The organism is Streptomyces sp. TLI_171, assembly GCF_003610255.1.
Taxonomy (GTDB): Bacteria; Actinomycetota; Actinomycetes; order Streptomycetales; family Streptomycetaceae; genus Kitasatospora.
Genome location: NZ_RAPS01000001.1, coordinates 7,766,563 through 7,790,772, shown reverse-complemented (window position 1 = coordinate 7,790,772; position 24,210 = coordinate 7,766,563). Strand labels below are relative to the sequence as shown.

At 73.1% G+C, this 24,210-nt stretch carries 17 protein-coding genes and 1 pseudogene; 9 read left to right on the top strand and 9 right to left on the bottom strand.

Features of this window, described 5'->3' with window-relative positions; all coding sequences use genetic code 11:
- Positions 1 to 97: 97 nt before the first annotated feature.
- The 5 genes from BX266_RS34835 to BX266_RS34815 form a co-directional block, all read right to left on the bottom strand.
- Positions 98 to 589, bottom strand: coding sequence for a YafY family protein (locus tag BX266_RS34835; protein ID WP_099906564.1), 492 nt, complete (start codon positions 587 to 589; stop codon positions 98 to 100).
- Positions 590 to 643: 54 nt separating this feature from the next.
- Entirely contained in the window at positions 644 to 1,078 is a 435-nt protein-coding gene (locus BX266_RS38200; protein ID WP_143687067.1) for a hypothetical protein, read from the bottom strand.
- 302 nt (positions 1,079 to 1,380) lie between these two features.
- Positions 1,381 to 2,169, bottom strand: coding sequence for a hypothetical protein (locus BX266_RS34825; RefSeq protein WP_099906559.1), 789 nt, complete (start codon positions 2,167 to 2,169; stop codon positions 1,381 to 1,383).
- A gap of 151 nt (positions 2,170 to 2,320) precedes the next feature.
- Positions 2,321 to 2,815: a hypothetical protein gene (locus tag BX266_RS34820; RefSeq protein WP_099906557.1), complete on the bottom strand. Its 495-nt coding sequence runs from the start codon at positions 2,813 to 2,815 to the stop codon at positions 2,321 to 2,323.
- An 817-nt stretch (positions 2,816 to 3,632) separates the two neighbouring features.
- The gene (locus tag BX266_RS34815) at positions 3,633 to 3,908 is read right to left on the bottom strand and encodes a hypothetical protein (protein WP_259464998.1); all 276 of its coding nucleotides are present in this window, start codon (positions 3,906 to 3,908) and stop codon (positions 3,633 to 3,635) included.
- 526 nt (positions 3,909 to 4,434) lie between these two features.
- On the opposite strand from BX266_RS34815, the gene BX266_RS34810 reads away from it, so the two are divergent.
- Positions 4,435 to 6,762, top strand: coding sequence for an FdhF/YdeP family oxidoreductase (locus BX266_RS34810; RefSeq protein ID WP_180290861.1), 2,328 nt, complete (start codon positions 4,435 to 4,437; stop codon positions 6,760 to 6,762).
- A gap of 13 nt (positions 6,763 to 6,775) precedes the next feature.
- Here BX266_RS34810 and BX266_RS34805 read toward each other — a convergent pair whose 3' ends face one another.
- Positions 6,776 to 7,651 carry an FUSC family protein gene (locus tag BX266_RS34805; protein ID WP_310794826.1) on the bottom strand — a complete coding sequence of 292 codons (876 nt, stop codon included), beginning with the start codon at positions 7,649 to 7,651 and terminating at the stop codon, positions 6,776 to 6,778.
- Between the two features lie 374 nt (positions 7,652 to 8,025).
- Between BX266_RS34805 and BX266_RS34800 the strand changes: the two genes are divergently transcribed.
- From BX266_RS34800 to atzF, 4 genes are all read left to right on the top strand, one after another.
- Positions 8,026 to 8,760 (top strand): GntR family transcriptional regulator, encoded by a 735-nt coding sequence (locus tag BX266_RS34800; RefSeq protein WP_099906549.1) that lies wholly within the window; start codon positions 8,026 to 8,028, stop codon positions 8,758 to 8,760.
- 57 nt (positions 8,761 to 8,817) lie between these two features.
- Positions 8,818 to 10,458 carry a cytosine permease gene (locus BX266_RS34795; RefSeq protein ID WP_099906547.1) on the top strand — a complete coding sequence of 547 codons (1,641 nt, stop codon included), beginning with the start codon at positions 8,818 to 8,820 and terminating at the stop codon, positions 10,456 to 10,458.
- Positions 10,459 to 10,533: 75 nt separating this feature from the next.
- Positions 10,534 to 14,124 carry an urea carboxylase gene (uca, locus tag BX266_RS34790; protein ID WP_099906545.1) on the top strand — a complete coding sequence of 1,197 codons (3,591 nt, stop codon included), beginning with the start codon at positions 10,534 to 10,536 and terminating at the stop codon, positions 14,122 to 14,124.
- Positions 14,121 to 15,872, top strand: coding sequence for an allophanate hydrolase (atzF, locus tag BX266_RS34785; protein WP_099906543.1), 1,752 nt, complete (start codon positions 14,121 to 14,123; stop codon positions 15,870 to 15,872). Before uca ends, atzF begins: the two co-directional genes overlap by 4 nt.
- 168 nt (positions 15,873 to 16,040) lie before the next feature.
- Here atzF and BX266_RS34780 read toward each other — a convergent pair.
- Both BX266_RS34780 and BX266_RS34775 read right to left on the bottom strand, forming a co-directional pair.
- Positions 16,041 to 17,210, bottom strand: a pseudogene (locus BX266_RS34780) (MFS transporter); the annotation flags it as partial.
- 86 nt (positions 17,211 to 17,296) lie between these two features.
- Positions 17,297 to 18,142 (bottom strand): alpha/beta hydrolase, encoded by an 846-nt coding sequence (locus BX266_RS34775; RefSeq protein ID WP_099906541.1) that lies wholly within the window; start codon positions 18,140 to 18,142, stop codon positions 17,297 to 17,299.
- A 116-nt stretch (positions 18,143 to 18,258) separates the two neighbouring features.
- On the opposite strand from BX266_RS34775, the gene BX266_RS34770 reads away from it, so the two are divergent.
- A complete protein-coding gene (locus BX266_RS34770) occupies positions 18,259 to 19,191 on the top strand; it encodes a LysR family transcriptional regulator (protein ID WP_099906539.1) in 933 nt (310 codons plus the stop codon).
- A gap of 1 nt (position 19,192) precedes the next feature.
- Here BX266_RS34770 and BX266_RS34765 read toward each other — a convergent pair whose 3' ends face one another.
- Complete coding sequence (locus BX266_RS34765; RefSeq protein WP_099906537.1) at positions 19,193 to 19,609, bottom strand: GNAT family N-acetyltransferase; 417 nt, start codon at positions 19,607 to 19,609, stop codon at positions 19,193 to 19,195.
- A 149-nt stretch (positions 19,610 to 19,758) separates the two neighbouring features.
- Between BX266_RS34765 and BX266_RS34760 the strand changes: the two genes are divergently transcribed.
- From BX266_RS34760 to fxsT, 3 genes are all read left to right on the top strand, one after another.
- The gene (locus tag BX266_RS34760) at positions 19,759 to 20,496 is read left to right on the top strand and encodes a translation initiation factor IF-2 (RefSeq protein ID WP_099906535.1); all 738 of its coding nucleotides are present in this window, start codon (positions 19,759 to 19,761) and stop codon (positions 20,494 to 20,496) included.
- A gap of 304 nt (positions 20,497 to 20,800) precedes the next feature.
- A complete protein-coding gene (locus BX266_RS34755) occupies positions 20,801 to 21,193 on the top strand; it encodes a hypothetical protein (protein ID WP_143687066.1) in 393 nt (130 codons plus the stop codon).
- On the top strand, positions 21,190 to 23,985 hold the full coding sequence (gene fxsT, locus BX266_RS39435; RefSeq protein WP_218969298.1) for an FxSxx-COOH system tetratricopeptide repeat protein: 2,796 nt from the start codon (positions 21,190 to 21,192) through the stop codon (positions 23,983 to 23,985). The genes BX266_RS34755 and fxsT overlap by 4 nt, the downstream gene beginning before the upstream one ends.
- Positions 23,986 to 24,210: the final 225 nt, after the last annotated feature.

The window sequence follows — 24,210 nt, the reverse complement described above, 5'->3', positions numbered from 1 at the left end:
TTGGCTGCGGTAGCGCGCTGGACAGCACCGTGGCCGACTCCTTCGCGCCCCGCCAAGATCCTGCTCCGGCACCTGGGATCGCAACGTTCCCGAGGCGTCATCCTTCGTAGCGGGCGGCCAGGGTCCGTGCCGTCCGAGCGATGCGGTCGCGTAGCTCGGCCGGTGCCAGGACCTCGACATCGGCGCCCAGGCGCAGGAAGTCCCGGTAGGCGTGGTCGATCGACTCGACGGGCACCCGGACCTCTGTCCATCCGTCACCCGTGGGCGTCACGCCGAGGAAGCGGGCGCCCTCCGGCGTCAGTCGCACCAGGGCCTCCGCAGTGTGCAGTCGCGCTCGGAAGTCGGCCAGGTAGGCGTTCCAGTGGCCGCTCAGGTCGAACCCGTCCGGCGGGACGAACTCTTCGTCCAGCGGCCGGATTTCGAGGATCTGGTCGACCCGGTAGGTGCGGATCCCCGAGGGCCCGCCGGCGACCAGGTACCAGCGGCCGGCCTTGAGGACGAGCCCGTACGGCTCCACCCGTCGCTCCAGGCTGGGGCCGGAGCCTCCGCGGTAGGCCGGCGGCGCCCGCGCGGAGCGGGTCTGCCGCAGGGCGTCAGTGAGCGCGGGGTCCGGTCCGGCAAGGTTCCACCCGGCAGTCCCGGATCAGTCGCCGGTGGCGCCCCAGAAGCACAGTTCCTCTGGTCGGCCGTCGCTGCCATAGACGATCGTGCAGCAGCCGGAACCGCGACCGAACGGAGGGAACCAGCCATCACCAGCACGTTCGACGGCTTGCTGAACGATCCCCCGCGAGGGGCTCACCGTCCCGAACAGTTCGACGACTTCCGCCCCTTCGACCACCCTGACGTCGCCGGTCTCCTCCGTGTCGGGCTCACAACGGACCACCCGCTCGACATCCAGCACCGAGTGCGCGGGCTCTTCCTCCAACCAGCCGCTCTCCGCCAGAGCAGCCAGCGTCTCGATGCCTTCGTCCCGGTAGTACTCGGCATCCCGCACGAAGACGGCCTCGCGGAGAGAGTCCAGCGCGGCCTGCTCGATCTGCTGAAACGGCGTGAAGTACAACCAGTTGCTCGCTCCCATGCGGGCGACCATACCGAGGACCTGCGACGGGACCCCTGACCTGCCGCCCGCAACGATCGGCCGGACAGCTCCTGGCCTGCGCCGGATCGGAGCGGCCCGGCTGCCGACCTGGCTGAAGAACCCCAAGCTCCGCGGCGCCCAGCGCACCGCCGTGGCCGGGAGAGCGCAGCGGCCACCGTGGTGAACACCCTGGACCGGACGGTCCTCGCTCTGGACGAAGAGATCGCTGACATCGACGCACGGATCGCGGCCCGATTCCGGGACCACCTCCACGACCTCTCCGCCCAGATCGGCGGGCGGGATCAGAGGGCCCAGGGCAGGCGGAGGGCCTCGATTTCCGTGTCGTTCACGAGAGCCTCAACGAGCGGGGCAGGGCCCGCCACTTTGGTGGCCCAGAGGTCGTAGTCCGTGCAGAGGACCCAGGACCGGTCCTGGGACCAGAGGTTGGACGGTGTCCAACCTTCCTCCTCCGGGAGGTCGTACAACGCCTTGGCATCCGCGAGCGTGCCGGCTCGGACGTGCAGGTTGTCGAAGTCCTCGGCCCTCTGCAGCAGGGGGTTGTAATAGGCCAGGCAGCGGGTCTCTGCACCCTGCGGGCTGTGCTCGGTGAGGATGTCGACCAGGCGGTTCCAGTCGGTCCGGTCCAGGCGGCCCTCGGACGGCCCGTCGATGCCGACGGGCCAGCCGCTCGGCTCCCGGAGCGAAGGGAAGGAGCGGTAGCAGGGCAGCCGCCCCTCGGGCGCCACGGGATCACCCGTCCGCCGCGAGAGCTCCGCCCAGCGCAGCCGGCGCCAACGGGGCTCGCGGGGCTCACCCGGCGTCCCCCCGAACACGTCCGCGGGATCGAGGCCCGGGACGATCTCGGGCCCGCCGCCATTCAGCACGGCTCGTTGATACGCGGCATAGGACATGTCGGTGGGCCCGAGTTCGTGTTCGTACATGGAGTGGAGCACCCAGGCGGCGTCGGGGAGTGCCGGCGGCATGAAGCCGGTGAGCCCGTCATCGTCGGCCAGGTCCCGCAGCCAATCAGCCTCCCCAGCCGCGGTCAGGGGCCACCGAGCGGTCGCCGGCGCAGCGGATGTCTCGTTCATCCGTTCAGGATCCCACCCGCCGCAACGGCGAACGCCGGAATCATTTCCCGGCCTCCACCACGTACCCGGCGCCCTTGACAAACATGATTGGGAGTCAGTCACAGCGTCGATGTGACTGACCGGGGGGAGCGTGACGGCTGACAGGACGGGCCTACGCTTGAGGAGACATGCCCCTCTCGATCCGCCTGACCATGTTGCGGGCTTCGGAGACCTGCAGCCGCGGAAACTCGACGGCCAACACTCCTGCACCCGCCACGCCGATGTGGACCCTGAGCGCCTGCGCCGCGCCCGGAACCAATTCGGGCTCGGGTATCCCCGCAATCTGGTCCAGGGCGTAGGAGTGCAGGATCTTCTTCGGCTTCGCGACGAAGAGTCCCCCGATCGAGAACACCATCAGGCGCTGGTCGGTGAGCGCGACGATGCTCCGGGCGGGCACGGGAAGCTGGGCGGCGGGAACGTCGGCCGTGGCACCGCTCGTGGCGACAGTCATCGCCGCTATGCCGGCCCCGCCGGCGATCCCGGCGGCCCCACCGATCATGGTCGTGCGAATGCCGCCGATCCTGAAACCGAGGACGCCGTACAGAACCTGCTCGCCCGGCAACAGCTCACCGGCCAACCGCTGTTCGACCTTCTCCACCAGCGTCATGGCGTGCCCCTCCGCCCCCTGTGCCCGACCGTCGATCGGTCGTCCATGACAACAACTCAGCGAGTCTACGGAGACGCGACGCAGGCGATCAACTACACCCGGTGGATGGGGCTTTCGGACCTCACCGACCTGCCCGGCCTCCGCCCCGAGGGCCCGGACAGCGCATCCGAGGCCCCCGAACGAGGCCACCCGCCGGGCGCCGGGCGCGGTGCTGGACGCGTGCGACCCGCGAGACCCGGACATCACGGCCGCGTTGGACGCGCATCGGGCCGCCATCCTGCGCCGCCACCTGGGGTCTGACCGCCCCTGCGGAGCGCCGAAAAAGTGCGGTTGAGCAGCGCGTAACGACGCAGGGCGGGACCCGGCGGGGTCCGTCGGGCGGGCCCGCCTGGTGGGTGCTGCGGGCGGGTGCAGCGGTTCGTGCGGCAGTTTCGAGCGGACCACCGATCCGCCGACGACGGCGCGTCGGGCTGCGGTCACGTCGCGCTCGAACCGGCCGGCCACGGTGGGGACGTGCGCCCGGTCGGTCCTCGGGGCGAGTTCCGGGCCGTTGCGGCGGCGCGTCACCACGGTCGCGCACCTCGCCGCGGCAGCCACCAGGATGACGACGCCGGAGCGGCGGAGGTCGGCGTTTCGGAGACGGTGGGCGTGGCCCCCCGGTGCGAGCCGTTGACGCCGGGGCCGCCGATGGTGCGGCCCCGGCGTGGCGTTGCCCATGGAGGCGCGGGCGTGGCCCCGCAGGGCCGAGCAACCGGCGGCCGACCGATCGCGTGTCGGCCGACCGATCGCGGGTCAGGGCGCTCCTGCGCCGAAGGGCTCAGTAGCTGCTCGGCGGGAAGTCCTCGCGTTCCTTGCGGGGCACCCCGGCGTCGCCGGTGAGTTCACCGGCCTGGGCCTCGCGGTCGACCTCGGCCTCCTCGTCCGCGTAGACGGTGTCGGCGTCGGGTTCGGCTTCGGGGTCCAAGCCGGCCTCTTCACGGTCCAGTTCGGTCCGCTCCTCGAGTTCGTCGTCGTCGGGGTGCCGTGGCAGGCCGCCGCCGTGGCCGGTGTCCGGGTTGCCCTCGACCTGCTTGTTCGACTTGTGGTGCGACACGGGAATCCTCCTCATCGTGCGTCGGTGCTCGACGCGGCTTCAGCTGCCGCAGCCGGTTCGGCGTGCGCTTCGGACGCCTTCCGTCACCGGTGTCCCGGCCGTCGGCGATGCGGTCTTCGGGGGTGCGCCCGCCCTCGGGCGTGCCGCGGGTGCGCGGTGTCCGGCTCGCACACCCCCGCCGTCCTCGGCCCGCTGTCCACCGCCGTCGACGCGAGGTATCGATCGCACGCCGAGCCGAAGGACCTGGCCATGACTGCTCCGGATGGCGGAGGACACCACCCACTCAAACCCCATCTCCAGGCACCCGCAAACCGGGCCTCCCGTTCTGCCGAGCTGCCCTGGCAGGCCAAGGCCGCAGGGGTTCGGGACCGGGTCGACCGTCGGCCCGGGCCCGGGCCGTGGCGGCGGGAGAGCCTCCTGGCACGCCGTGATCAAGCGTCCTAGCCTGAGGAGGAACTCGGCGCCGCCGCGCCGATCGGTGGAAGGTGTGAGTGCCGTGAACCCCTCCGACGACCCCAAGGCCGACCTGGAGCCCCGCGTGGGGGCCGCGCCCACCGCACCTCCCAGTTTTCAGCCCTACCGTCACCCGGCCGCGGGCTGGGGCGCCGCGAAGAGCGTGACGAAGTTCCTGCTGCGTGAAGGGGAGTACGTCGACGGGCCGCGCGCGATCATGAAGATGAACCACGAGAACGGCGGCTTCGACTGCCCCGGCTGCGCGTGGCCGGACGACATCAAGGGTCTCAAGCTCGACCTGTGCGAGAACGGCATCAAGCACGTCACCTGGGAGATGACCAGGAAGCGGGTCGACCGCGCGTTCTTCGCCGCGCACACCGTGGCCGAGCTGGAGGGGTGGAGCGAGTTCGCGCTGGAGGACCAGGGCCGGCTGACCGAGCCGATGGTCTACGACCCGGCCACCGACCACTACGTGCCGATCGGCTGGAAGGACGCGTTCGAGCTGGTCGGCCGCGCGCTGCGGGGCCTGGACGACCCGAACCAGGCGTCGTTCTACACCTCCGGGCGCCTGGGCAACGAGGCCACCTTCCTCTACCAGCTGATGGCCCGTGAACTGGGCACCAACAACCTGCCCGACTGCTCGAACATGTGCCACGAGGCCAGCGGCCGCGCCATGCAGGCCTCCCTCGGCACCGGCAAGGGCACCGTGGACCTCAAGGACTGGGAGAGCACCGACGCCCTGTTCATCATGGGCGTCAACGCGGCCTCCAACGCGCCGCGGATGCTGACCGCCCTCGCGGAGGCGCACAAGCGCGGCGCGCAGATCGTGCACATCAACCCGCTCGTCGAGGCCGCCGCCCGCCGCACGATCATCCCGCACGACTTCGTCGACATGGCGCTGAACAAGTCGACCAGGACCGGAACGTTGAACATCCAGCCGCGCATCGGCGGCGACCTGGCGCTGCTGCGCGGCATGGCCAAGGCGATCCTGGAGCAGTCCCGGAGCGACGCCGGGGCGCTGGACCAGCTGTTCATCGACCGCCACACGCACGGCTTCGAGGAGTACCGGGAGGTGTGCGAGGCCACGCCGTGGGAGGAGATCGAGCGCCAGTCCGGCGTAGAACGCACGGAGATCCTCAACGCCGCCCGGGTCTACCGCGAAGCCGACCGCAGCATCGTCAGCTGGTGCCTCGGCGTCACCCAGCACGAGCACGGCGTGGACACCGTCCGCGAGATCGTCAACCTGCTGCTGCTGCGCGGCAATCTGGGCCGCGAGGGCGCGGGGCCGTCTCCGGTCCGCGGGCACAGCAATGTCCAGGGCAACCGCACGTGCGGCATCGACCACCGGCCCACCGACGAGTTCCTGGACCGGCTCGGCGAGGTCTGCCGGATCGAGCCGCCGCGCGAGCACGGCAAGGACACCGTGGCCACGATCGAGGCCATGCACCGGGGCGAGATCAAGGTCTTCGTCGGGATGGGCGGCAACTTCGCGCTCGCCGCGCCGGACACCCCGTACACCTTCGCCGGCCTGCGCAACTGCGAGCTCACCGTGCACGTCAGCACCAAGCTGAACCGCAGTCACCTGGTGCACGGGCGGCAGGCGCTGATCCTGCCGTGCCTGGGCCGCACCGAGAAGGACGTGCAGCGCGGCGGCGAGCAGGCGACCTCCGTCGAGGACTCGATGAGCATGGTGCACCTGTCCCGCGGGATGAAGCGCGCCGGATCGCCGCACCTGCTCTCCGAGCCCGCCATCATCGCGGGCCTGGCGCGGGCCGCGCTGCCGGACAGCGGCACGCCGTGGGAGTGGTACGTCGAGGACTACGACCGCATCCGCGACACCATGGCCCAAGTCCTGGACGGCTTCGAGGACTTCAACCGCCGCGTGCGACTGCCCCTCGGCTTCCGCATCAAGCAGCCGGCCCGCGAGCTGGTGTTCCTCACCCCTTCCGGCAAGGCCGAGTTCTCCGCCGCGCCGCTGCCGGACGTCGTCCCGGCCCCGGGCACGCTCGCGCTCGGCACGATGCGCTCGCACGACCAGTGGAACACCACCATCTACTCGGACAACGACCGCTACCGGGGCGTCAAGAACCTGCGCACGCTGGTCTTCATGAACGGCGACGACATGCGCGAGCGCGGCCTCACGGAGTTCGACCCCGTGGACATCACCGCCACCGCCCGCGACGGCTCCACCCGTTCGCTGTCGGGCTACCTCGCCATTCCCTACGACATCCCGCGTGGCTGCGCGGCCGGCTACATGCCCGAGATGAACGTGCTCTGCGCGATCGGCGACTACAGCACCCAGAGCGACCAGCCCATCATGAAGCACCTCAAGGTCACCGTGGTGCGCTCCGGAGCGGTCTCCACCCCGCCCGACCGTGCGGAGCCCGCCCGCTCGGCATGAGGCGCCCCCGCGGTCAGCCGCCGTGGAGCAGGCGGTCCAGCAGGAGGTAGGCGCGCTGCTCCTCGGCGGCGAGGACGGCCGGGTCGACGCCGGACTGCAGCAGTTCGCCCGCCGCCGCGTCGTCGGCCTCGCGCAGTTCCACCACGGCCGCCGCCAAGCTGACCTGGGCGGTGTGACGGGAGAGGGCACCGGCCCCGAGGGAGTGCTCCGCGCGGTCCGAGGCGTCGCGGCAGCCGGCCAGGGCCCGCTCCACCCGTCGGGCGGCCCGGTCGTGGACCACCAGCAGCGCGCACAGCAGCCCGACGCCGGTGCCGAGCAGGCTGCCCAGGCCGCGGTCGAGGATCAGTCCCTCGGCCGAGGTGGGGGCGGCCAGGTCGCTCATCAGCAGCGCCAACGGCGTCACCAAGACGGCGCACAGCACGACGTACTCCAGCAGGAACTCCAGCAGCACGATCACCACGGCGAGCACCATCGGGCCCGGACCCGCCGCGAGGACCGCGAGGGCGATCAGCAGTCCGGCGAGCGTGCCGAGGGTCCGCTGGGCGGCGCGCTGCGCGGTCGTGCGCAGGTTCACCGAGTGGAGCGCCGCCGCCGAGATCGCCGCCCAGTAGCCGTGCCCGAGTCCCAGGGCCAGCACCAGCCCTCCCGCGACGCCGGTACCGAGCGTCATCCGCAGCGCCGGGACCGCCGCCACCGCAAGGCGCCCGGCGGCGCCGGGACGGCGTCCCAGGGCCAGCTCGGCGACCCGACCCGTCACCGGGAGCTCGCCCGGTCCCGCGCCGCGGACCGTCACCTCCAGGCGAGCCAGGTCCGGCAGGACGGGCGGCAGCGCCCGGCGCCGTTCCGTCAGCAGCCGGGCCTGCACCCGCAGGTGGTGCGCGGATGCCACGCCCGCAGGGCGAACGCCCGCGCCCCGTCCACCCGGCGCAGGACGATTGCCCCGCGGGGGGACAGCGCGTCCGGTGTCATGGCGGTCGACCGCCGCCACCAGGATCTGGCTGGCGTGCCGGGCGAATCAGGTGAGCTGGGCATGGCCACGGCATGCTGTCGGGCCCGGATGGCGCTGATTCGCATTGAGCAGCGATCGTTCTGCGGGTGGCCGCGGGCGTACCGCCGCGGCGGCCGCGGCCGCCCCGGGACAGGCAGCACGATCTGGCGGGCCGCCTGGGCCTCGGCCCGGCGGTCGGCGGCGAGGTCCTGGAAACGATGCGTTCACGACAGGTGAACTCTCCGGGAAACAAGCGGTTCCTAGCGTATCCGGTCATGGATTCGATGCTGTATACGCCGCCGGACACGACGCCGGATCCGGGTCCGACGCCCGCGACCTCGCTCCGCGAGACGACCTACGCGCAGTTGCGCACGGCCGTGCTGGACGGCGAGTTCGGCCCGCGCGAGCGGCTGGCCGAGATGCGGTTGGCCGCCCGGTTCGGGGTGTCGCGGACTCCCGTGCGCGAGGCGCTGGCGCGGCTGCTGGCGGACGGTCTGATCGAGCGTGGCGACGGCGGCTTCTACGTCACGATCCCCAACCTGCACCAGCTGAAGGACCTTTACGAGCTCCGGGTCACCCTGGAGTTGCGGGGCATCGCCCGGGTGATCGAGGACCCCTCGGCCCGGCACGACCCGGCGATCATCGCGGCCGAGTTGGAACGCTGGTACGCCATGCGCGAGAACCCGCCCGAGCGTGACCCGCGCTTCGTCATCCGGGACGAGCGCTTCCACGCCGAACTCTCCCGCGCTGCGGGCAATCCCGCGCTGACCGACGCCCTCGTGACGGTCAGCGAGCGCATCCGCAGCGTCCGGATGTACGACTTCCTCACCCAGGACCGGGTGGAGACGACCATCACCGAACACATCGAGATCATGGAGTTCGTCCGGGACGGCCGGCTCGGCGAGGGCTACCGGGCCCTGCACGCCCACGTCGGCGACTCGATGGCCGTGGTGCTGCAACGCGCCCAGCGCGCGATGACGCAGATGGCGCTGCACGCCGACCGCCCCTGAAGGCGCCCACCGCTCTCCGTACTTCCCTCCCCCGCCCGCACTCCAGAAGGGCACGCCATGACCACCGCCCGGTCACCGCAGCAGGTGACGACACCGCACGTCCCGACAAGTCAGGCGACCAAGGAGACGCTGGAGGACTACACCCTCCGTTTCGCGCCCCGCAGCTACCGTCGCTGGACCCCCATGGTCGTGGCCACCACGGCTCTCGGCGGCATCGCCTACATGGCCGACTTCTCGATCGGCGCCGGCATCGGCCTCACGCACGGCACCGGCAACGCGCTGGTCGCGATCGCCGTCGCGGCCGTGGTCATCTTCGTCACCGGCTTCCCCCTCGCCTACTACGGCGCCCGCTACAACATCGACCTCGACCTCATCACCCGCGGCTCCGGCTTCGGCTACTACGGCTCGGTCCTCACCAGCGTCATCTTCGCCAGCTTCACCTTCATCTTCTTCGCCCTCGAAGGCTCGATCATGGCCCAGGGCCTGCGGATGGGCCTCCACCTCCCGCTGTGGCTCGGCTACTTGGTCTCCACACTGATCGTGTTCCCGCTGGTGATCCACGGCATGAAGGCGCTCAGCAAGCTCCAGGTGTGGACCACCCCGGTCTGGCTGCTGCTGATGGTCGCCCCGCTCGTCTACCTGGTCGCCCGGGACCCCGGCACGGTCGACCGCTTCCTCGGTTACGCCGGTGGGGGCGGCGACGGCATCAACACCGCGTCGGTGCTGCTCGGCGCGGGCGTGTGCCTGTCCCTCATCGCGCAGATCGGCGAGCAGATCGACTACTTGCGCTTCATGCCGCCCAGGACCGAGGCCAACAAGCGCAGTTGGTGGACCGCCGTGGTCATGGCCGGCCCGGGCTGGGTCCTGCTCGGCGCGCTGAAGCAGGCCATCGGCGTCTTCCTCGCCGTCTACGTCCTCGCCGAGGTCGGACCGTCCGTCGCGACCGAGCCGATCCAGCAGTTCCGCGGCGCGTTCGACGCGATGATGCCGTCCTGGATGGTCGTCCCGCTCGCGCTCGCCCTGGTCGTCATCAGCCAGATCAAGATCAACGTGACCAACGCCTACTCCGGCTCCCTCGCCTGGACGAACTCCTTCACCCGCGTCACCAGGCACTACCCGGGCCGCACGGTCTTCGTGGTGGTCAACCTGGGCTTCGCGCTGGCCCTGATGGAAGCCGACATGTTCAGCTTCCTCAACAGCATCCTGGGCTTCTACTCGAACTGCGCCATCGCCTGGGTCGTCACCGTGGCCACCGACATCGGCGTCAACAAGTACCTGCTCAGGATCTCCCCGCTCCGGCCGGAGTTCCGCCGGGGCATGCTGTACGCGGTCAACCCGGTCGGCGTGGTCGCCTTCGTGGCGGCCTCGGGCCTGTCCATCGGCATGTACTTCCACGCGCTCGGCGACACCCTCCAGCCGTACTCCCCCGTCGCCGCCGCCGTCCTCGCCTTCGTCCTCACGCCCCTGATGGCCCTCGCCACCAAGGGCAAGTACTACCTGCGCCGCACCGACGACGGCATCGACGAGCCGATCCTGGACGCCGACGGCAACCCCAGCGCGGTCGCCCTCGACTGCCACGTGTGCCACCAGCCCTACGAGCGGCCCGATCTGGCCGCCTGCGCCACCCACGACGCGGCGGTCTGCTCCCTGTGCCTGAGCACCGACAAGGTCGGCGACCACGTCCTGCCCGCCGCGTGACCCCTTCGCCGCCGGCGCCGCGGGAGGCGCCGGCGAGCACCCGCGGCACGACCCGCCTTCCGAGGAGCTGACATCGTGTTCGACACCCTGCTGATCGCCAACCGCGGCGAGATCGCCTGCCGCATACTCCGCTCGGCGTCCGCGCTCGGCCTGCGGACCGTGGCGGTGTACTCCGACGCCGACCGCACCGCACCGCACGTGCGGATGGCCGACACGGCGGTCCGCCTGGGCCCGGCGCCCGCCGCCGAGAGCTACCTGCGAGCGGACCTGGTCCTGGCCGCTGCCCGCGAGACGGGCGCCGGGGCGATCCATCCCGGGTACGGCTTCCTCTCCGAGAACGCCGCGTTCGCCGCCGACGTGGAGGCGGCGGGCCTGGTCTTCGTCGGCCCGACGCCCCGTCAACTGGAGGTCTTCGGCGCCAAGCACACTGCCCGCGCCGCGGCCGAGGCAGCCGGGGTCCCGCTGCTGGCCGGTACCGGGCTCCTTTCGAACCTGGCCGAGGCCCTGCGCGCCGCCGAGGACATCGGTTACCCGGTGATGCTGAAGGCGACCGGCGGCGGAGGCGGCATCGGCATGCGGGCCTGCACCGGCGCGGAGGAACTGCGAGCGGCGTACGCCCAGGTCACCAGGCTCGCCCGGGGCAACTTCGGCGACGGCGGGGTCTTCCTGGAGCGGTACGTCTCCCGCGCCCGGCACGTCGAGGTGCAGGTCTTCGGCGACGGCGCCGGCCGGGTCGTCAGCCTCGGCGACCGGGACTGCTCCCTCCAGCGCCGTCACCAGAAGGTCCTGGAGGAGGCTCCCGCTCCCGGCCTCCCACCCGCGCTGCGCGAGCAACTGCACCGGGACGCACGGGAGTTGTGCAGCGCAGTCGGCTACCGCTCGGCCGGCACCGTGGAGTTCGTCTACGACGCCGAACGCGAGGAGGCGGCTTTCCTGGAGGTCAACACCCGCCTCCAGGTCGAGCACCCGGTCACCGAGGAGATCAGCGGCGTCGACCTGGTCGGCTGGATGCTGCGCCTGGCCCGCGGCGACAAGGACGTCCTCGACGGCATCGGCCCCGACGGCCCGCCCAGGCGCGGGCACGCCGTCGAGGCGCGCGTCTACGCCGAGGACCCGGGCCAGGACCACCGCCCGAGCGCCGGCCTGCTCACCCACGTCCAACTCCCCGGCGGTGTACGGGTGGACGGCTGGGCCGAGACCGGTCAGGAGATCTCCACCGCCTACGACCCGATGCTCGCCAAGATCATCGCCACCGGACGCGACCGCGACGAGGCCTTCGCAAAGCTGGCAGAGGCGCTGGACGCGACCCGGATCGACGGCGTGGAGACCAACCTCGGCCTCCTGCGCGCCGCCTGCCGCACGGAGGAGGTCACGGCCGCCCGGCACACCACGAGCACCCTCGCGTCCGTCACCGACGCGCGCCCGCGCATCGACGTCGTCCGCGGCGGCACCCTCACCACCGTCCAGGACTGGCCCGGCCGCACCGGCTACTGGGAGGTCGGCATCCCGCCCAGCGGCCCGATGGACGACCTCTCCTTCCGGCTGGGCAACACCGCCGTCGGCAACCCGGAGGGCGCCCCCGGCCTGGAGTGCACCTTGGAGGGTCCGGCCCTGCGCTTCTCGCGGCCCGCAGTCGTCTGCATCACCGGCGCCCCGGCCCACGTCACCGTCGACGGCACGCCCGCCGCCCAGTGGAAGCCCTTCGAGCTGCCCGCCGGAGCCCTGCTGGAGGTCGGAACCTCGAACGGCCCGGGCATGCGCACCTACGTCCTCATCCGCGGTGGCCTCGACCTGCCCGGCTATCTCGGCAGCACCGCCACCTTCACCCTCGGTGGCTTCGGCGGTCACGCCGGACGCGCCCTGCGCACCGGCGACGTCCTCCGCCCCCTCGCGCCCGCCCCCGGATCGCCGGCACCGGCCGCCGTACCGTCCACCGAACGCCCGCACTTCACCACCCACTGGCGGATCGCGGTCAGCGAGGGCCCGCACCCCGCCCCCGACTTCCTCACCCCGCACGGCCTGGAGACGATGTACACGGCCGAGTGGAAGGTCTCCGCCCAGTCCGCCCGCACCGGCGTCCGGCTGGTGGGCCCCCGGCCCGAGTGGGCCCGCCCCGACGGCGGCGAGGCCGGGCTGCACCCCTCCAACGTCCACGACACCGCCTACTCCGTCGGCGCCGTCAACCTCACCGGGGACACCCCCGCGATCCTCGGCCCCGACGGCCCCAGCCTCGGCGGCTTCGCCTGCCCGGTCACCGTCGTCGCCGCCGAACGCTGGAAGACCGGCCAGCTGCGCCCGGGCGACACCGTGCGCTTCGTCCCCGTCACCGAGTCCCGCGCGGACGACCTGCGCCGCTCGCCGGCCCTGCTCACCCTCCCCACCGAGGGACCGGACCCCGACCGGGGCGTGCTCGCCCGGCGGCCCGCCACCCGCACCACCCCCGAGGTCGTCTACCGGCGCGGCGCGGACGACAACATCCTCGTCGAGTACGGCCCGATGGCCCTCGACCTCGCCCTGCGGATGCGGGTGCACGCCCTGGCCCGGCACCTCGCCGCCCACCGTCCCGCCGGCCTCGTCGACATCACCCCCGGCGTCCGTTCCCTGCACCTGCACACCGACCCCGACACCCTCCCGCTGCGCACGCTGCTCGGCGCCCTCCAGGAGGCCGAGGACCAGCTCCCCGCCGCCGATGAACTGACCGTGCCCAGCCGGGAGGTCCACCTCCCGCTGTCGTGGGACGACCCGACCGTGGACGAGGCCATCTCCCGCTACCTCACCTCGGTGCGCGACGACGCCCCCTGGAACCCGTCCAACATCGAGTTCATCCGCCGCATCAACGGTCTGGACTCGGTGGACGACGTCCGCCGGATCGTCTTCGACGCCCAGTACCTCGTCCTCGGCCTCGGCGACGTCTACCTGGGCGCCCCCGCCGCCACCCCGCTCGACCCCCGCCACCGGCTGGTCACCACCAAGTACAACCCGGCGCGCACCTGGACCGCCGAGGCGGGCGTCGGCATCGGCGGCTCCTACCTCTGCGTCTACGGCATGGAGAGCCCCGGCGGCTACCAGCTCATCGGCCGCACGGTCCCCATCTGGGGCGGCCTGCGCCCCGGCCGTTCCTTCGCGGACGGCATCCCCTGGCTGCTGCGCTTCTTCGACCGGATCGTCTGGCACCCCGTCTCCCCCGCCGAACTCCTCGACATCCGGGCCGACCTGGCCTCCGGACGGGGACAGCTCGACATCAGGCCCGGCACGTTCTCGCTCGCCGACCACGAACGCTTCCTGCGCTGGAACGCCGACAGCATCACCGCCTTCCGCACCCGCCAGGCCGCGGCCTTCGCCGCCGAACGACAGGCGTGGGAAGCAGCGGGCGAACTCGCCGAACGGGCCGAGGCCGCCCCCGTGGAGGCCCCCGGGCCCGTCTCGCTGCCTCCCGGCGGCAGCCTGGTCGACGCCCCGCTCAGCTCCAGCGTGTGGAAGGTGGCCGCCACGCCCGGTACCCGCGTCGAAGCCGGACAGCCGCTCGTCGTGCTGGAGGCCATGAAGATGGAGGTCGTCGTCCGTGCCCCGGCCGACGGCGTCGTCGCCGACGTCCTCGTCTCCCCCGGCCAGCAGATCGAGGCCGGGACCCCGTTGGCCGTCGTCCTCCGAGAGGAAGCAGCATGAACCGGTCCCCCGTCGGCCCCGTGACGGCCGAGGAGCGGCTCGCCGCCGCCTACACGCGCATCGAGAAGGCCGAACGGCCGGAGATCTGGATCACCCTGCGCCGCTACGAGGACGTCCTGGCCGAGGCCCGCGCCCTCGACGCCCGCGTCGCGGCCGGAGCAGTCCTGCCGCTGGCCGGCCGGCTCTTCGCCGTCAAGGACAACATCGACGTCGCGGGCCTGCCCACCACCGCCGCCTGCCCCGCCTACGCGTACCGGCCAGAGGTCTCGGCCACGGCCGTGCAACGGCTGACGGACGCCGGCGCGCTGGTGCTCGGCAAGACGAACATGGACCAGTTCGCCACCGGCCTCGTCGGCACCCGCAGCCCGTACGGACCGGTCCGCAGCGCGGGCCGTCCCGAGAAGATCTCCGGGGGCTCCAGCTCCGGCTCCGCCGTCGCCGTGGCCCTGGGCATCGCGGACTTCGCGCTCGGCACGGACACGGCCGGCTCGGGCCGGGTGCCGGCCGCGTTCAACGACATCGTCGGCATCAAGCCCACCCTCGGCCTGGTCCCCAACACCGGCGTCGTCCCCGCCGCCCGTCCCTACGACTCCGTCTCCGTCTTCGCCCGCACCCTCGCCGAGGCCCAACAGGCGCTGACCGTCATGATCGGTCCCGACCCGGCCGACCCGCGCAGCCGGACCTGGCCCGACGCCGTACGGCTGGCAGCACCGCAACGGCCCCGCGTCGCCCTCCCCCGCGACGAGGACCTCGCACCCCTGTCCGACGAAGCCCGAGCCGCCTTCCACGCGGCGGCCGGCCGGCTCCGGGACACCGGAGCCGAGACGGTCGTCACCGACGTGTCGCCACTGCTGGAGTGCGCCCGGCTGCTCTACGACGGGGCCCTGGTCGCCGAACGCCACGCCGCCGTCGGCGAGTTCATCGCCCGCCACCCCGAAGCCGCGGACCCCGTCGTCGCCGGCATCATCAGCGCCGCAGGCACCCTGCCCGCCCATGCCCTCGCCGCGGACCAGGAACGCCTCGACCACTTCAGGGCGGCCGCCGCCCGCCTGCTGGCCGGATTCGACGCCCTGCTCCTGCCCACCACCACCGAGCACCCCACCATCGCCGCGGTCCGCGCCGACCCGGTCGGCATCAACAAGCGACTGGGCACCTACACCAACTTCGTCAATCTGCTCGACCTGGCCGCGGTCGCCGTTCCGGCCGGCGAGGCCGACGGCAGCCCCTTCGGCATCAGCATCATCACCCGCGCCTTCGACGACCAGACCGGCCTCGACCTCGCCGCCCGGCTCCTCGGTGAAGCCGGTGAATCCGCCGGCCGGGCCCGGGCTCCCCTCCCCGGCACGGGAGTCGACCTCGCCGTCTTCGGCGCCCACCGGCACGGCCAGCCGCTCAACCACCAGCTCACCGGGCTCGGCGCGCGCTACGCGGGCGACGTACGGACCGCCGCCGCCTACCGGCTGACCGCCCTCGCCACCGAACCTCCCAAACCGGGCGTGATCCGCGTCGGCGCCGACCGCGGCGGCGCGATCACCGGCGAACGCTGGACCCTCTCACCGGCCGCCCTCGGCCGCTTTCTCGCCGAACTGCCCGCACCCATGTCGCTCGGCCGCATCCAACTCGACGACGGCTCCTGGGTCCTGGGCTTCCAGTGCGACCCGCACAGCGCCGCCTCGGGAACCGACATCACCCACCACGGGGACTGGCTCGCCTACCTGGCCACGATCACCGATCCTGGCCGGCCGTGAACCCGGCAGGGGCGCGGCCGGGCGGCTCCGGTCGCGCATCCGGAGGCTGAGCAGCGCGGTGACGGTGAAGACGGCGGCCTCGTAGATCATGGCGTGCCGGAACGCCACGGCCGCTCCGGCCGCGGGTGCGAAGTAGACGAGCCCGGCCGCAGCCACCCCGATGGACCCGCCCAACTGCTGAGCCGTGGGCAGCAGCCCGGACACCGAACCGGCCGCGGAGCCGTCCACCCTCGCCAGTACCAGAGCGAACACCGAGGCGGTGAACGAGCCGAACGCGGCGCCGCCGAGAGCCAGCACCGGCAGCGCTGCCAGGCGTCCGGCCGCCGTGCCGATGAGCGGCGCGAGGGCCAGCGCCGTCCCTGCCAGCACCAGCGCCGAGACCGTGAGCACGGCAGGCCCGTGTCGGCGGGCCAGCGCGGGTGCGCCACGGCTGCCCAGCACGGCCGCGGCCGCGAAGGGGGCCGACGTCAGCGCGGCCGTAAGGGCGGAGTACCCGATGGCCGACTGCAGGTGCAGGAACAGCAGATAGGTGAAGGACGGCACCCCGGAGTTGAACACGAACACCAGCAGCACGCCCGCACGCGCCCTCCGGTCCCGGAACAGGGACGGATCCACCAGGGGATCCGGCCGGTGCGGGAGCGTCAGCGCGAAGCAGCCGAGGGCGGCCGCGGAGACGGCCAGCGCGGCCCACGTCCACCAGGGCCAGCCGACTTCCCCTCCGAGCGCGAGCGGCAGCACCAGCGCGCCGAAGCCCACCGTGGTCAGCAACACGCCCAGCCCGTCCACGCGGTGTCCGGCCGCGCCCCCGGTGCGGGGCAGCACGCGCGCGCCCGCGAGCGGGACGAGCGCCACCGGCACCGTGAGCAGGAACACCGAGCGCCAGCCGAGGCGGAACGGGTCGGCGCCGACGAGGAGTCCGCCGATCAGCGGCCCGGCCAGCGACGCGACGCCCATCGTGGCGCCGAACAGGCCGAGCGCCCGCGGACGCCGGGCCGCGGGGACGGCGACCTGGATGATCGACAGCACCTGGGGGGCCACCAACCCGCTGCACGCGCCCTGGACCAGTCGGGCCGCGATCAGGCACGCGGCATCGGGCGAACAGGCGGCGGCCACCGAACCGGCCGTGAAGACGAGCGTGCCCAGGACGAACAGCCGGTGGTAGCCGTACCGGTCGCCGAGGCGCGCGGCCGTGATGAGCAGGCAGGCGTACGTCAGGGTGTACCCGGCCAGGATCAGCTGCACGGCGCCCGGGCCGGCCCCCAGGTCGGCCCGGATCGCCGGGACGGCGATCTGCGCGACGGTGACGTTGAGCAACTGCACGAACGTCGCGCACAACACCACCGGCAGGACGAGCCGCCCGCCGCCGTCGGCCGCGAGCCGTCCCGGACTCGGGGACGGGCGACCCCGCCCGGGTCGACGCCGGCTCACGAGGCGAGGGCCGCGGCGAGCTCGCCCGGCCGGGCCGCGAACGGGCTGTGGCTGCCGGGCAGGGTACGCACGGTGAACGGGTTCCCGGGGAAGGCCCGGTCGGCTTCCGCGATCATCAGGTCCTGCGCGGCCGGGGCCAGCGCGCGGTCCTCGGCGCAGCGCAGGAAGGTGCGCGGAATTCGTCCCCACCGTGCCGCGGTCAGGGTGACCGGGGCGGTCGGGATCGCCAGCGGCAGATCGGGGCTCAGCGCGGACCGCCACCGGTCGAAGCGCTCCCGCGGGGTGTCGTGGTAGTGGGTTTCCCGCAGTTCGTCGAGGTAGGCGGGATCCGGTGAGAGCGGGTTGATCCGCACCGCGCCCAGGGCCTCGGGGTCGCCGAGGTTCAGGTTCCGGCCCAGCGCGGCGGCGTTCTCGGGTGAGCCCAGGTAGTCGAAGAACCGCGGCCGCCCGCCCGGGACGAACGCGGACAGGTAGACGATCCGGTCCACCAGCTCGGGCGCCCGCTCCGCGGCCAGGGACGCGGGACCGCCGCCCGCGCTGTGCGCGACGAGCACGACGGTGCGGTGGTGACGCACCTGGCGCAGGACGCTCAGTACGGCCGCGGCGCAGTCGTCCATCGTCACGGAGGCGAGCCGTGACTTCTCGGTCAGCAGGCCCGGCTGGCCGGGCAGCAGGTACCCGGTGGGCAGGGGTGCGTCGAAGCCGTGCCCCGGCAGGTCGACGGCGACGCTCGCGGCGCCCAGTCCTGCCAGCGCGCGCTGCGTCGCCGCCCACTGTCCGGAGCTGTGCCAGGCGCCGTGCACGAGAACGAAGACGGTGCCGCTCGGAGAGGTGTTCTTCATGGCTCCATTCCAGGCAGGAACCTCAGCCTCATCCATTCATAGATCTGGAAAGCGGCCTGGCGATATCTTTGAGGTCTTGCCGAAGCCGACGGGACCGACGGAACGGAGGGCGAGCCATGGAAGCGCGACACCTGCGGTACGCGGTTGCTCTCGCCGAGCACGAACACTTCGGCCGGGCGGCCGCCCACCTGGGCATCGCGCAGCCGCCACTGTCCAAGCAGATCGCCGACCTGGAGCGCGAGGTCGGGACCCGGCTGTTCGACCGGACACGTCAGGGGGTGTTCCCGACCGCCGCCGGTGAGGCCTTCCTCGCGCGGGCCCGCCGGGCGCTCGACGAGATCGCGGCGGCCGCGGTCGACGCGGGCCGGGCCGCGCGCGGCGAGACGGGGCGGCTGCGCCTCGGCTTCATCGCCTCGGCCCTGCTCGACCCGCTGCCGGGCGTCCTGAGCCGGTTCGGCCGGGAGCGGCCCGACGTGAGACTGGAACTGCACGAGATGGCGACCAGCCGCAGCAGCTCGGCCCTCATCGCCGGGGAGCTGGACGTGGCCCTCACCCTCGGCCCGCCGCGGGGCGCCGGAGCCGAGCGTCTGGTGTCCGTCCCGATCGGATGCGACCACGTGATCGCTGTGGTGAGCACGTCGCACCCGTACGCGGGTCAACGGTCGGTGAGGGCCGACCAGTTGCGGCAACAGCCACTGATCGTGTCGGCCGGCGGGGACGAACCGGCCGTCGTCGCCGGACTGCGCACCCTGCTGGGCGCGGACTCACCCGCTCTCGGCAGCGCGACCGTCGCGCGGGACGTGCACACGATCATCGGCCTCGCCGCCTCGGGCGTGGGCGTCGGGCTGGGGCCGTCCCGCATGCGGGCGGTCCCGCGCCCGGGGGTGCGGTTCTGTGACGTCACCCCGCGCACGCCCCTGCCCGATCTCGTGCTGTCCTTCGCGGGCCGCGATCACTCCCCGGTGCTGCACGCTTTCCTCGACACCGTCCGGAAGCACTGCCCCGATGTCGGTGCCGCACTCAACGAACGGCTCCGGCACCACGCGTGATCTACAGCCGGTCGACGGTCCAGGTGAGTACCACCTGTCCCGCTTCCGGGACGCCGCCGGCGCTGCGGTACGTCGCCAGGGCCGCCGGGTTCTCCTCGTCCGTGATCGTCCACACGCCGTAGCAGCCCCGCTCACGCGCCAGGTCCGCCAGCGCCGACACCAGAGCGCGGCCGACGCCCCGCCCGCGGAACGACTCGTCCACGCCCAGCTCGTACAGGAAGATCTCGGTTCCCTTGTCCGGATGGGTCATCTCGACACCGGTGACCATCCCCGCCGGGACCTCGCCCACGTAGGCGATCAGGAGGTGATGCCCCCCGTCCCGCAGGAACCGCTCAGTGGCCTCCCGCCGCGGCGCGGTGTCGAAGAGATGCGCAGCGGCGTCGACCGCCTCGACCTGGGTGACACGACGGATCTCCATCCGAGGATCCTGACACGTTCCGGCACCGGGCGTCGCAGAATTTCCCGGCACGATCGCCGCACGGGCCTGAGTACGAGTACCCAGGCACCCAGGTCGTCCTGAGTACGCGGGCCGATGCCCGCCGGGCGCGGTGCCGGAAGGCTGGACGCATGACGCGCCGACTGCTCCTGCTCGCCCCCCTGCTGCTGTTCACCGCCGGCTGCGGGGCGGTGCCGTCGTCCGGGGACAAGGCGGCGGACGCCGCCCGGGAGGAGGCCAGGAAGGTCGGCCAGGCGCTCTACGGCCAGCGCCCGCGCACGGCGGAGGACCTCGGCCGCGCCGCGGTCCGCATCCCCGGGGTGGAAGTACTGCGGCTGACGGGCACCTCGACCCACGACGGGGACGGCGTCGAGGTGGTCGTCCGCACGTCCGGGGCGGCGACCGGCGGGTGGCCCGGGTCCAGGGAGGCCACCGTGCGGCGCTGTTTCACCCTCCGGGTGTCGCCGAAGGCCGAGTGGCGCGAAGAGCCCCGCGCGGTGGACTGCCCCGACGGCCCGCCGCTGACCTTCGACCCGCTCCCCGCACCGCCCCGGCTGCCGTACGAGGAGCTGCGGGCGAAGCTCCCCCAGGTGCCCGCGGGCGGACGGGTGGACGAGGCCGAGGTGCGCCGCGCGCTCGCCGCCCTCGACCTGCCCCCGGCGATCCGCACCGAGGTGAAGGCGGACGGCGGACGCGTCGGAATCCTGCTGGCGGTGGAGGGCAACGGCTTCGACCCGCAGGACTGCCTGCTGGCTCGGGTGAGCCCCGGCGGCACCGACGTCTGGGCGCCGTCCGCGATGCAGCGGATGCCCGGAGAGGGCGGCTGCAGCGTCGGCAACGCGCTCGACCCGCAGCCGCCACCGCACTGACCTCGGGCCGCCCGCCCCTCGCGCGCGGCCCTACGATGCCCTGACGCCGTGTCACGCCGGTGGCGCCGTCCGGTCGGCACAGCCTCGCGAGCCCACGCCGCGAACCGCCACCAGAACACCGAGCAGACCACGAGCCCCGCCGGACTCCGTCCACTGGGCGATGAGTGATCCGTTGGCGAGCTTGTCGGGGTTGCGGGGTCGGCACGCGCCGGTCGGACCGGTCGCGCGACCAGGTGTGCAACAGGTTGGCTGCGGTCCGGAGTTCGAGGTACGTGATCACGCCGGTGGGGGAACGATGGCGGTCATGACGGGCTGGCAGCGGGCGGGTTGGTGGGGACTGGGCGTCGTGGGTGCGGGCGCGGCGGTGGGCGCGGTGTGGTGGGTGACGGCCGCGCATCCCGAGGGTGCCGGGCAGGCGTGGGGCGCGGTGGGCGCCGTGGCCGGGGTCGCCGCCGTGGCCGTCTCGCTGTGGCAGCTGCGCACCTCGTCGCCGACTCCGCCGACTGCGCCGGACGGGCCGATGACCGGCAGTGGCGGAGCGATCGTCGCCGACGGGGACGTGGCCGACTCCTCGACCTCCGCCGTCGGCCCCGCCCCGGCCTCCGGCACCGGACCGACGGCCGGGACCCACGGCAGCACCGGCGCCATCGTCGCCCGGGGCAAGGTGACCAACTCCCACACCGAGCACCGCCCGTGAAGTGGTTCAGGAAGTCGGCGCGGCAGCGGCAGGAAGACGCCGGGCCCCGGGAACCAGGCACCGCCCGGCTCCGGGAACCAGGCACCGAGCCGGAGGCGATCGGCGCCGGCCGGCGGGACGCCGAACCGGGTCAGCGGGGAAGCACGGGGGCGATCGTCGCGGCCGGCGACGTCGTCAACTCCTCGACCTACTCGGTGCAGTCGGAGTACGCCGTCGTGCTGCCGCCGGAGGCGTTCACGTCGATCCCGCCGGACGCCGCGCGGGGCGGGATCTCGAACGTGCCGGGCGGGCTGTTCGTCGGGCGTGCCGCCGAACTCGCCCTGCTGGACGAAGCGTTCGCGCAGGAGGGCGAGGTGGTGGTCCACGCCGTCCACGGCCTGGGCGGGATCGGCAAGAGTGCCCTCGCCGCCCACTGGGCCTCCCGCCGCCACGAGCCGCTGCGCTGGCGCATCACCGCCGACTCGGCGGCGGCGGTCCGGGCCGGCCTCGCCGAACTCGCCCGTACCCTCAAGCCCGTCCTCGCGGGCCTGCCCGAGGACCAGCAAGCCCAACGCGCGGTGGACTGGCTCGCCGGGAGCGAGGAATGGCTGCTGGTCCTGGACAACGTCGAGGAACCGGCCGACATCGCCGCCGTGCTGGAACGTGTTCCGCGGGGGCGGGTGCTGATCACCACCCGGCGCGCGGGAGGCTGGCACCGCCGTGCCACCGCCGTCCGTCTCGGTGTCCTCGAACCGGGCGACTCCGTCGGCCTGTTCGTCCGCGTTCTCACTCACGACGGCCGTCGGCCCTCGGACGGTGCCGCGGCGGTGTGCGAGGAGGTCGGCCACTTGGCGCTGGCCGTCGAGCAGGCCGCCGCGTACTGCGCGCAGACCGGCACCGTGCCGAGCCGGTATCTGGAGATGCTGGCCGAATTCCCGGCCGCCATGCTCGCCGCGGGCGCGGAGGACACCGACTCCGACCGGACCGTGGCCCGGATCTGGCGCCTGACCCTGGACCGCCTCGCCGACACCCCGCTGTCCGGGACGATCCTGCGGATCCTGGCCTGGTACGCACCCGACCGCATCCCCCGCCGTCTCCTCGACGACCTGGCGTCCCCGCCCGAGGTGGCCGCCGCGACCGGCAGGCTCCTCGCCTACAACATGATCTCTGACAACCTCGACGGCACCCTGACGGTCCATCGCCTCGTCCAGACCGTCGCCCGCACCCCCGACCCCACCGACCCGCACCGCCGGGCCGCCGACATCGACCACGCCCGTCACCAGGCCACCCGCCTCCTCGCGGACGCCCTCCCCGACGACAGCGAGCCGCCCGCCAACTGGACGCGCTACCAGGAGGTGCTGCCCCACGCCGACGCCCTCACGGCCAAGCACGTCCCGGAGCACGACACCGTCGAGACCGCCTACGTCCTCAATCGCACCGCTCTCTTCCGCCTGCGACAGGGGGCAGCGGCGACCGCTCTTCCCGCTCTCCTCCGGGCCCTCGTCGGCCGTGAGCGCGTGCTCGGCGACGACCATCCCTCCACCCTGACCTGCCGCAACGACCTCGCCGCCGGGTACGCGTCCGTCGGCGACCTCGCTCGCGCCGTCGAGCTGTCCGAGCGGACCCTCGCCGACCTGGAGCGGATCCTCGGCCCCGACCACCCCTTCACCCTGACCTGCCTCAACAACCTCGCCGGCTCCTACCAGGCGGTCGGCGACTTCGAACGCGCCACGCCGCTGTTGGAACGCGCGCTGGCCGTACACGAGCGCGTCCTCGGACCCGAGCAGCCCCGCACCCTGTTGTCCCGCAACAACCTCGCCAGCGCCTACGCGTCCGCCGGCGACTTCACTCGCGCCGTCGACCAGTACGAACGGGCCCTCGCCGACCTGGAGCGGATCCTCGGCCCCGACCACCCCTCCACCCTGACCTGCGTCAACAACCTCGCCCACGCCTACCAGGCGGTCGGCGACCTCGAACGCGCCACCCCACTGTTCGAACGCGCGCTGACCGAGCACGACCGCGTCCTCGGACCGGACCACCCCTCCACCCTGACCTCCCGCAACAACCTCGCCCACGCCCACCAGGTGGCCGGCGACCCCGAGCGCGCCGTCGAACTCCACGAACGCACCCAGGCCGACCTGGTGCGCGTCCTCGGACCCGACCACCCCGACACCCTGGTCTCCCGCAACAACCTCGCCCACGCCTACGCGTCCACGGGCGACCTCGCCCGCGCCGTCGACCAGTACGAGCGGGCAGTCGCCGACCTGGAGCGGATCCTCGGCCCCGACCACCCCTCCACCCTGACCTGCCGCAACAACCTCGCCCACGCCTACCAGGAGGCCGGCGAGTCCGAACGCGCCGTCGAACTCCACGAACGCACCCAGGCCGACCTGGTGCGCGTCCTCGGACCCGACCACCCCGAGACCCTGCTCTCCCGCAACAATCTGGCCCACGCCTACGGGGCCGCCGGGGACCTCACCCGCGCCGTCGAACTCCACCACCGCACCTGCGCGGGCATGGAACGCGTCCTCGGACCCGATCACCCCCGCACCCGGACCTCCCGCGACAACCTCGCCGGGCTGGCAGTGCTCCTGACACGTCGCGGCCACACCCTGCTGCCCCAAGACCCGGCCGGAGCTTGGCGGGACGCGTCCGCCGTGGTCCGGGCGCTCGGTCCCCACCTCACCGACGCCCCGCTTCTCTTCGGCCCGTTCCTGGCCCGCGGCTACCTGCTGGCCGCCGCCGCCCTGGACGCCGACGGGCAACCCGAAGCCGCCCGGGAGTACCGCCGCCGCGCCGCGAACACGGCGTAGCCGTCAGCACGAAGCGCTGACGGGTCGGCCGGCCGAACAGGCTGCGACCGGCTGATGCACCGTCAGCAGGAGCGACGGGCCTGCACCCACCGGGTGATCGGCGCAGAGCCACGGGGCGGCGGGCGGCGCGGCGCGGTCGCCGGTGGAGGCCGTGGCTCGAGCGATGCGGCGGCCGATGCCATCCTGGGAGGTGAGGGTGCCCCTCAGCAGCGTGACGCGGACGGA

What these genes read in the sequence shown, in the direction of transcription:
- BX266_RS34825 (WP_099906559.1), bottom strand. Translation starts at nt 2,169, where the DNA reads ATGAACGAGACATCCGCTGCGCCGGCGACCGCTCGGTGGCCCCTGACC.
- BX266_RS34795 (WP_099906547.1), top strand. Translation starts at nt 8,818, where the DNA reads ATGACCACCGCCCGGTCACCGCAGCAGGTGACGACACCGCACGTCCCG.
- BX266_RS34770 (WP_099906539.1), top strand. Translation starts at nt 18,259, where the DNA reads ATGGAAGCGCGACACCTGCGGTACGCGGTTGCTCTCGCCGAGCACGAA.
- atzF (WP_099906543.1), top strand. Translation starts at nt 14,121, where the DNA reads ATGAACCGGTCCCCCGTCGGCCCCGTGACGGCCGAGGAGCGGCTCGCC.
- BX266_RS34775 (WP_099906541.1), bottom strand. Translation starts at nt 18,142, where the DNA reads ATGAAGAACACCTCTCCGAGCGGCACCGTCTTCGTTCTCGTGCACGGC.
- BX266_RS38200 (WP_143687067.1), bottom strand. Translation starts at nt 1,078, where the DNA reads ATGGGAGCGAGCAACTGGTTGTACTTCACGCCGTTTCAGCAGATCGAG.
- BX266_RS34760 (WP_099906535.1), top strand. Translation starts at nt 19,759, where the DNA reads ATGACGCGCCGACTGCTCCTGCTCGCCCCCCTGCTGCTGTTCACCGCC.
- BX266_RS34800 (WP_099906549.1), top strand. Translation starts at nt 8,026, where the DNA reads ATGGATTCGATGCTGTATACGCCGCCGGACACGACGCCGGATCCGGGT.
- BX266_RS34755 (WP_143687066.1), top strand. Translation starts at nt 20,801, where the DNA reads ATGACGGGCTGGCAGCGGGCGGGTTGGTGGGGACTGGGCGTCGTGGGT.
- BX266_RS34820 (WP_099906557.1), bottom strand. Translation starts at nt 2,815, where the DNA reads ATGACGCTGGTGGAGAAGGTCGAACAGCGGTTGGCCGGTGAGCTGTTG.
- BX266_RS34765 (WP_099906537.1), bottom strand. Translation starts at nt 19,609, where the DNA reads ATGGAGATCCGTCGTGTCACCCAGGTCGAGGCGGTCGACGCCGCTGCG.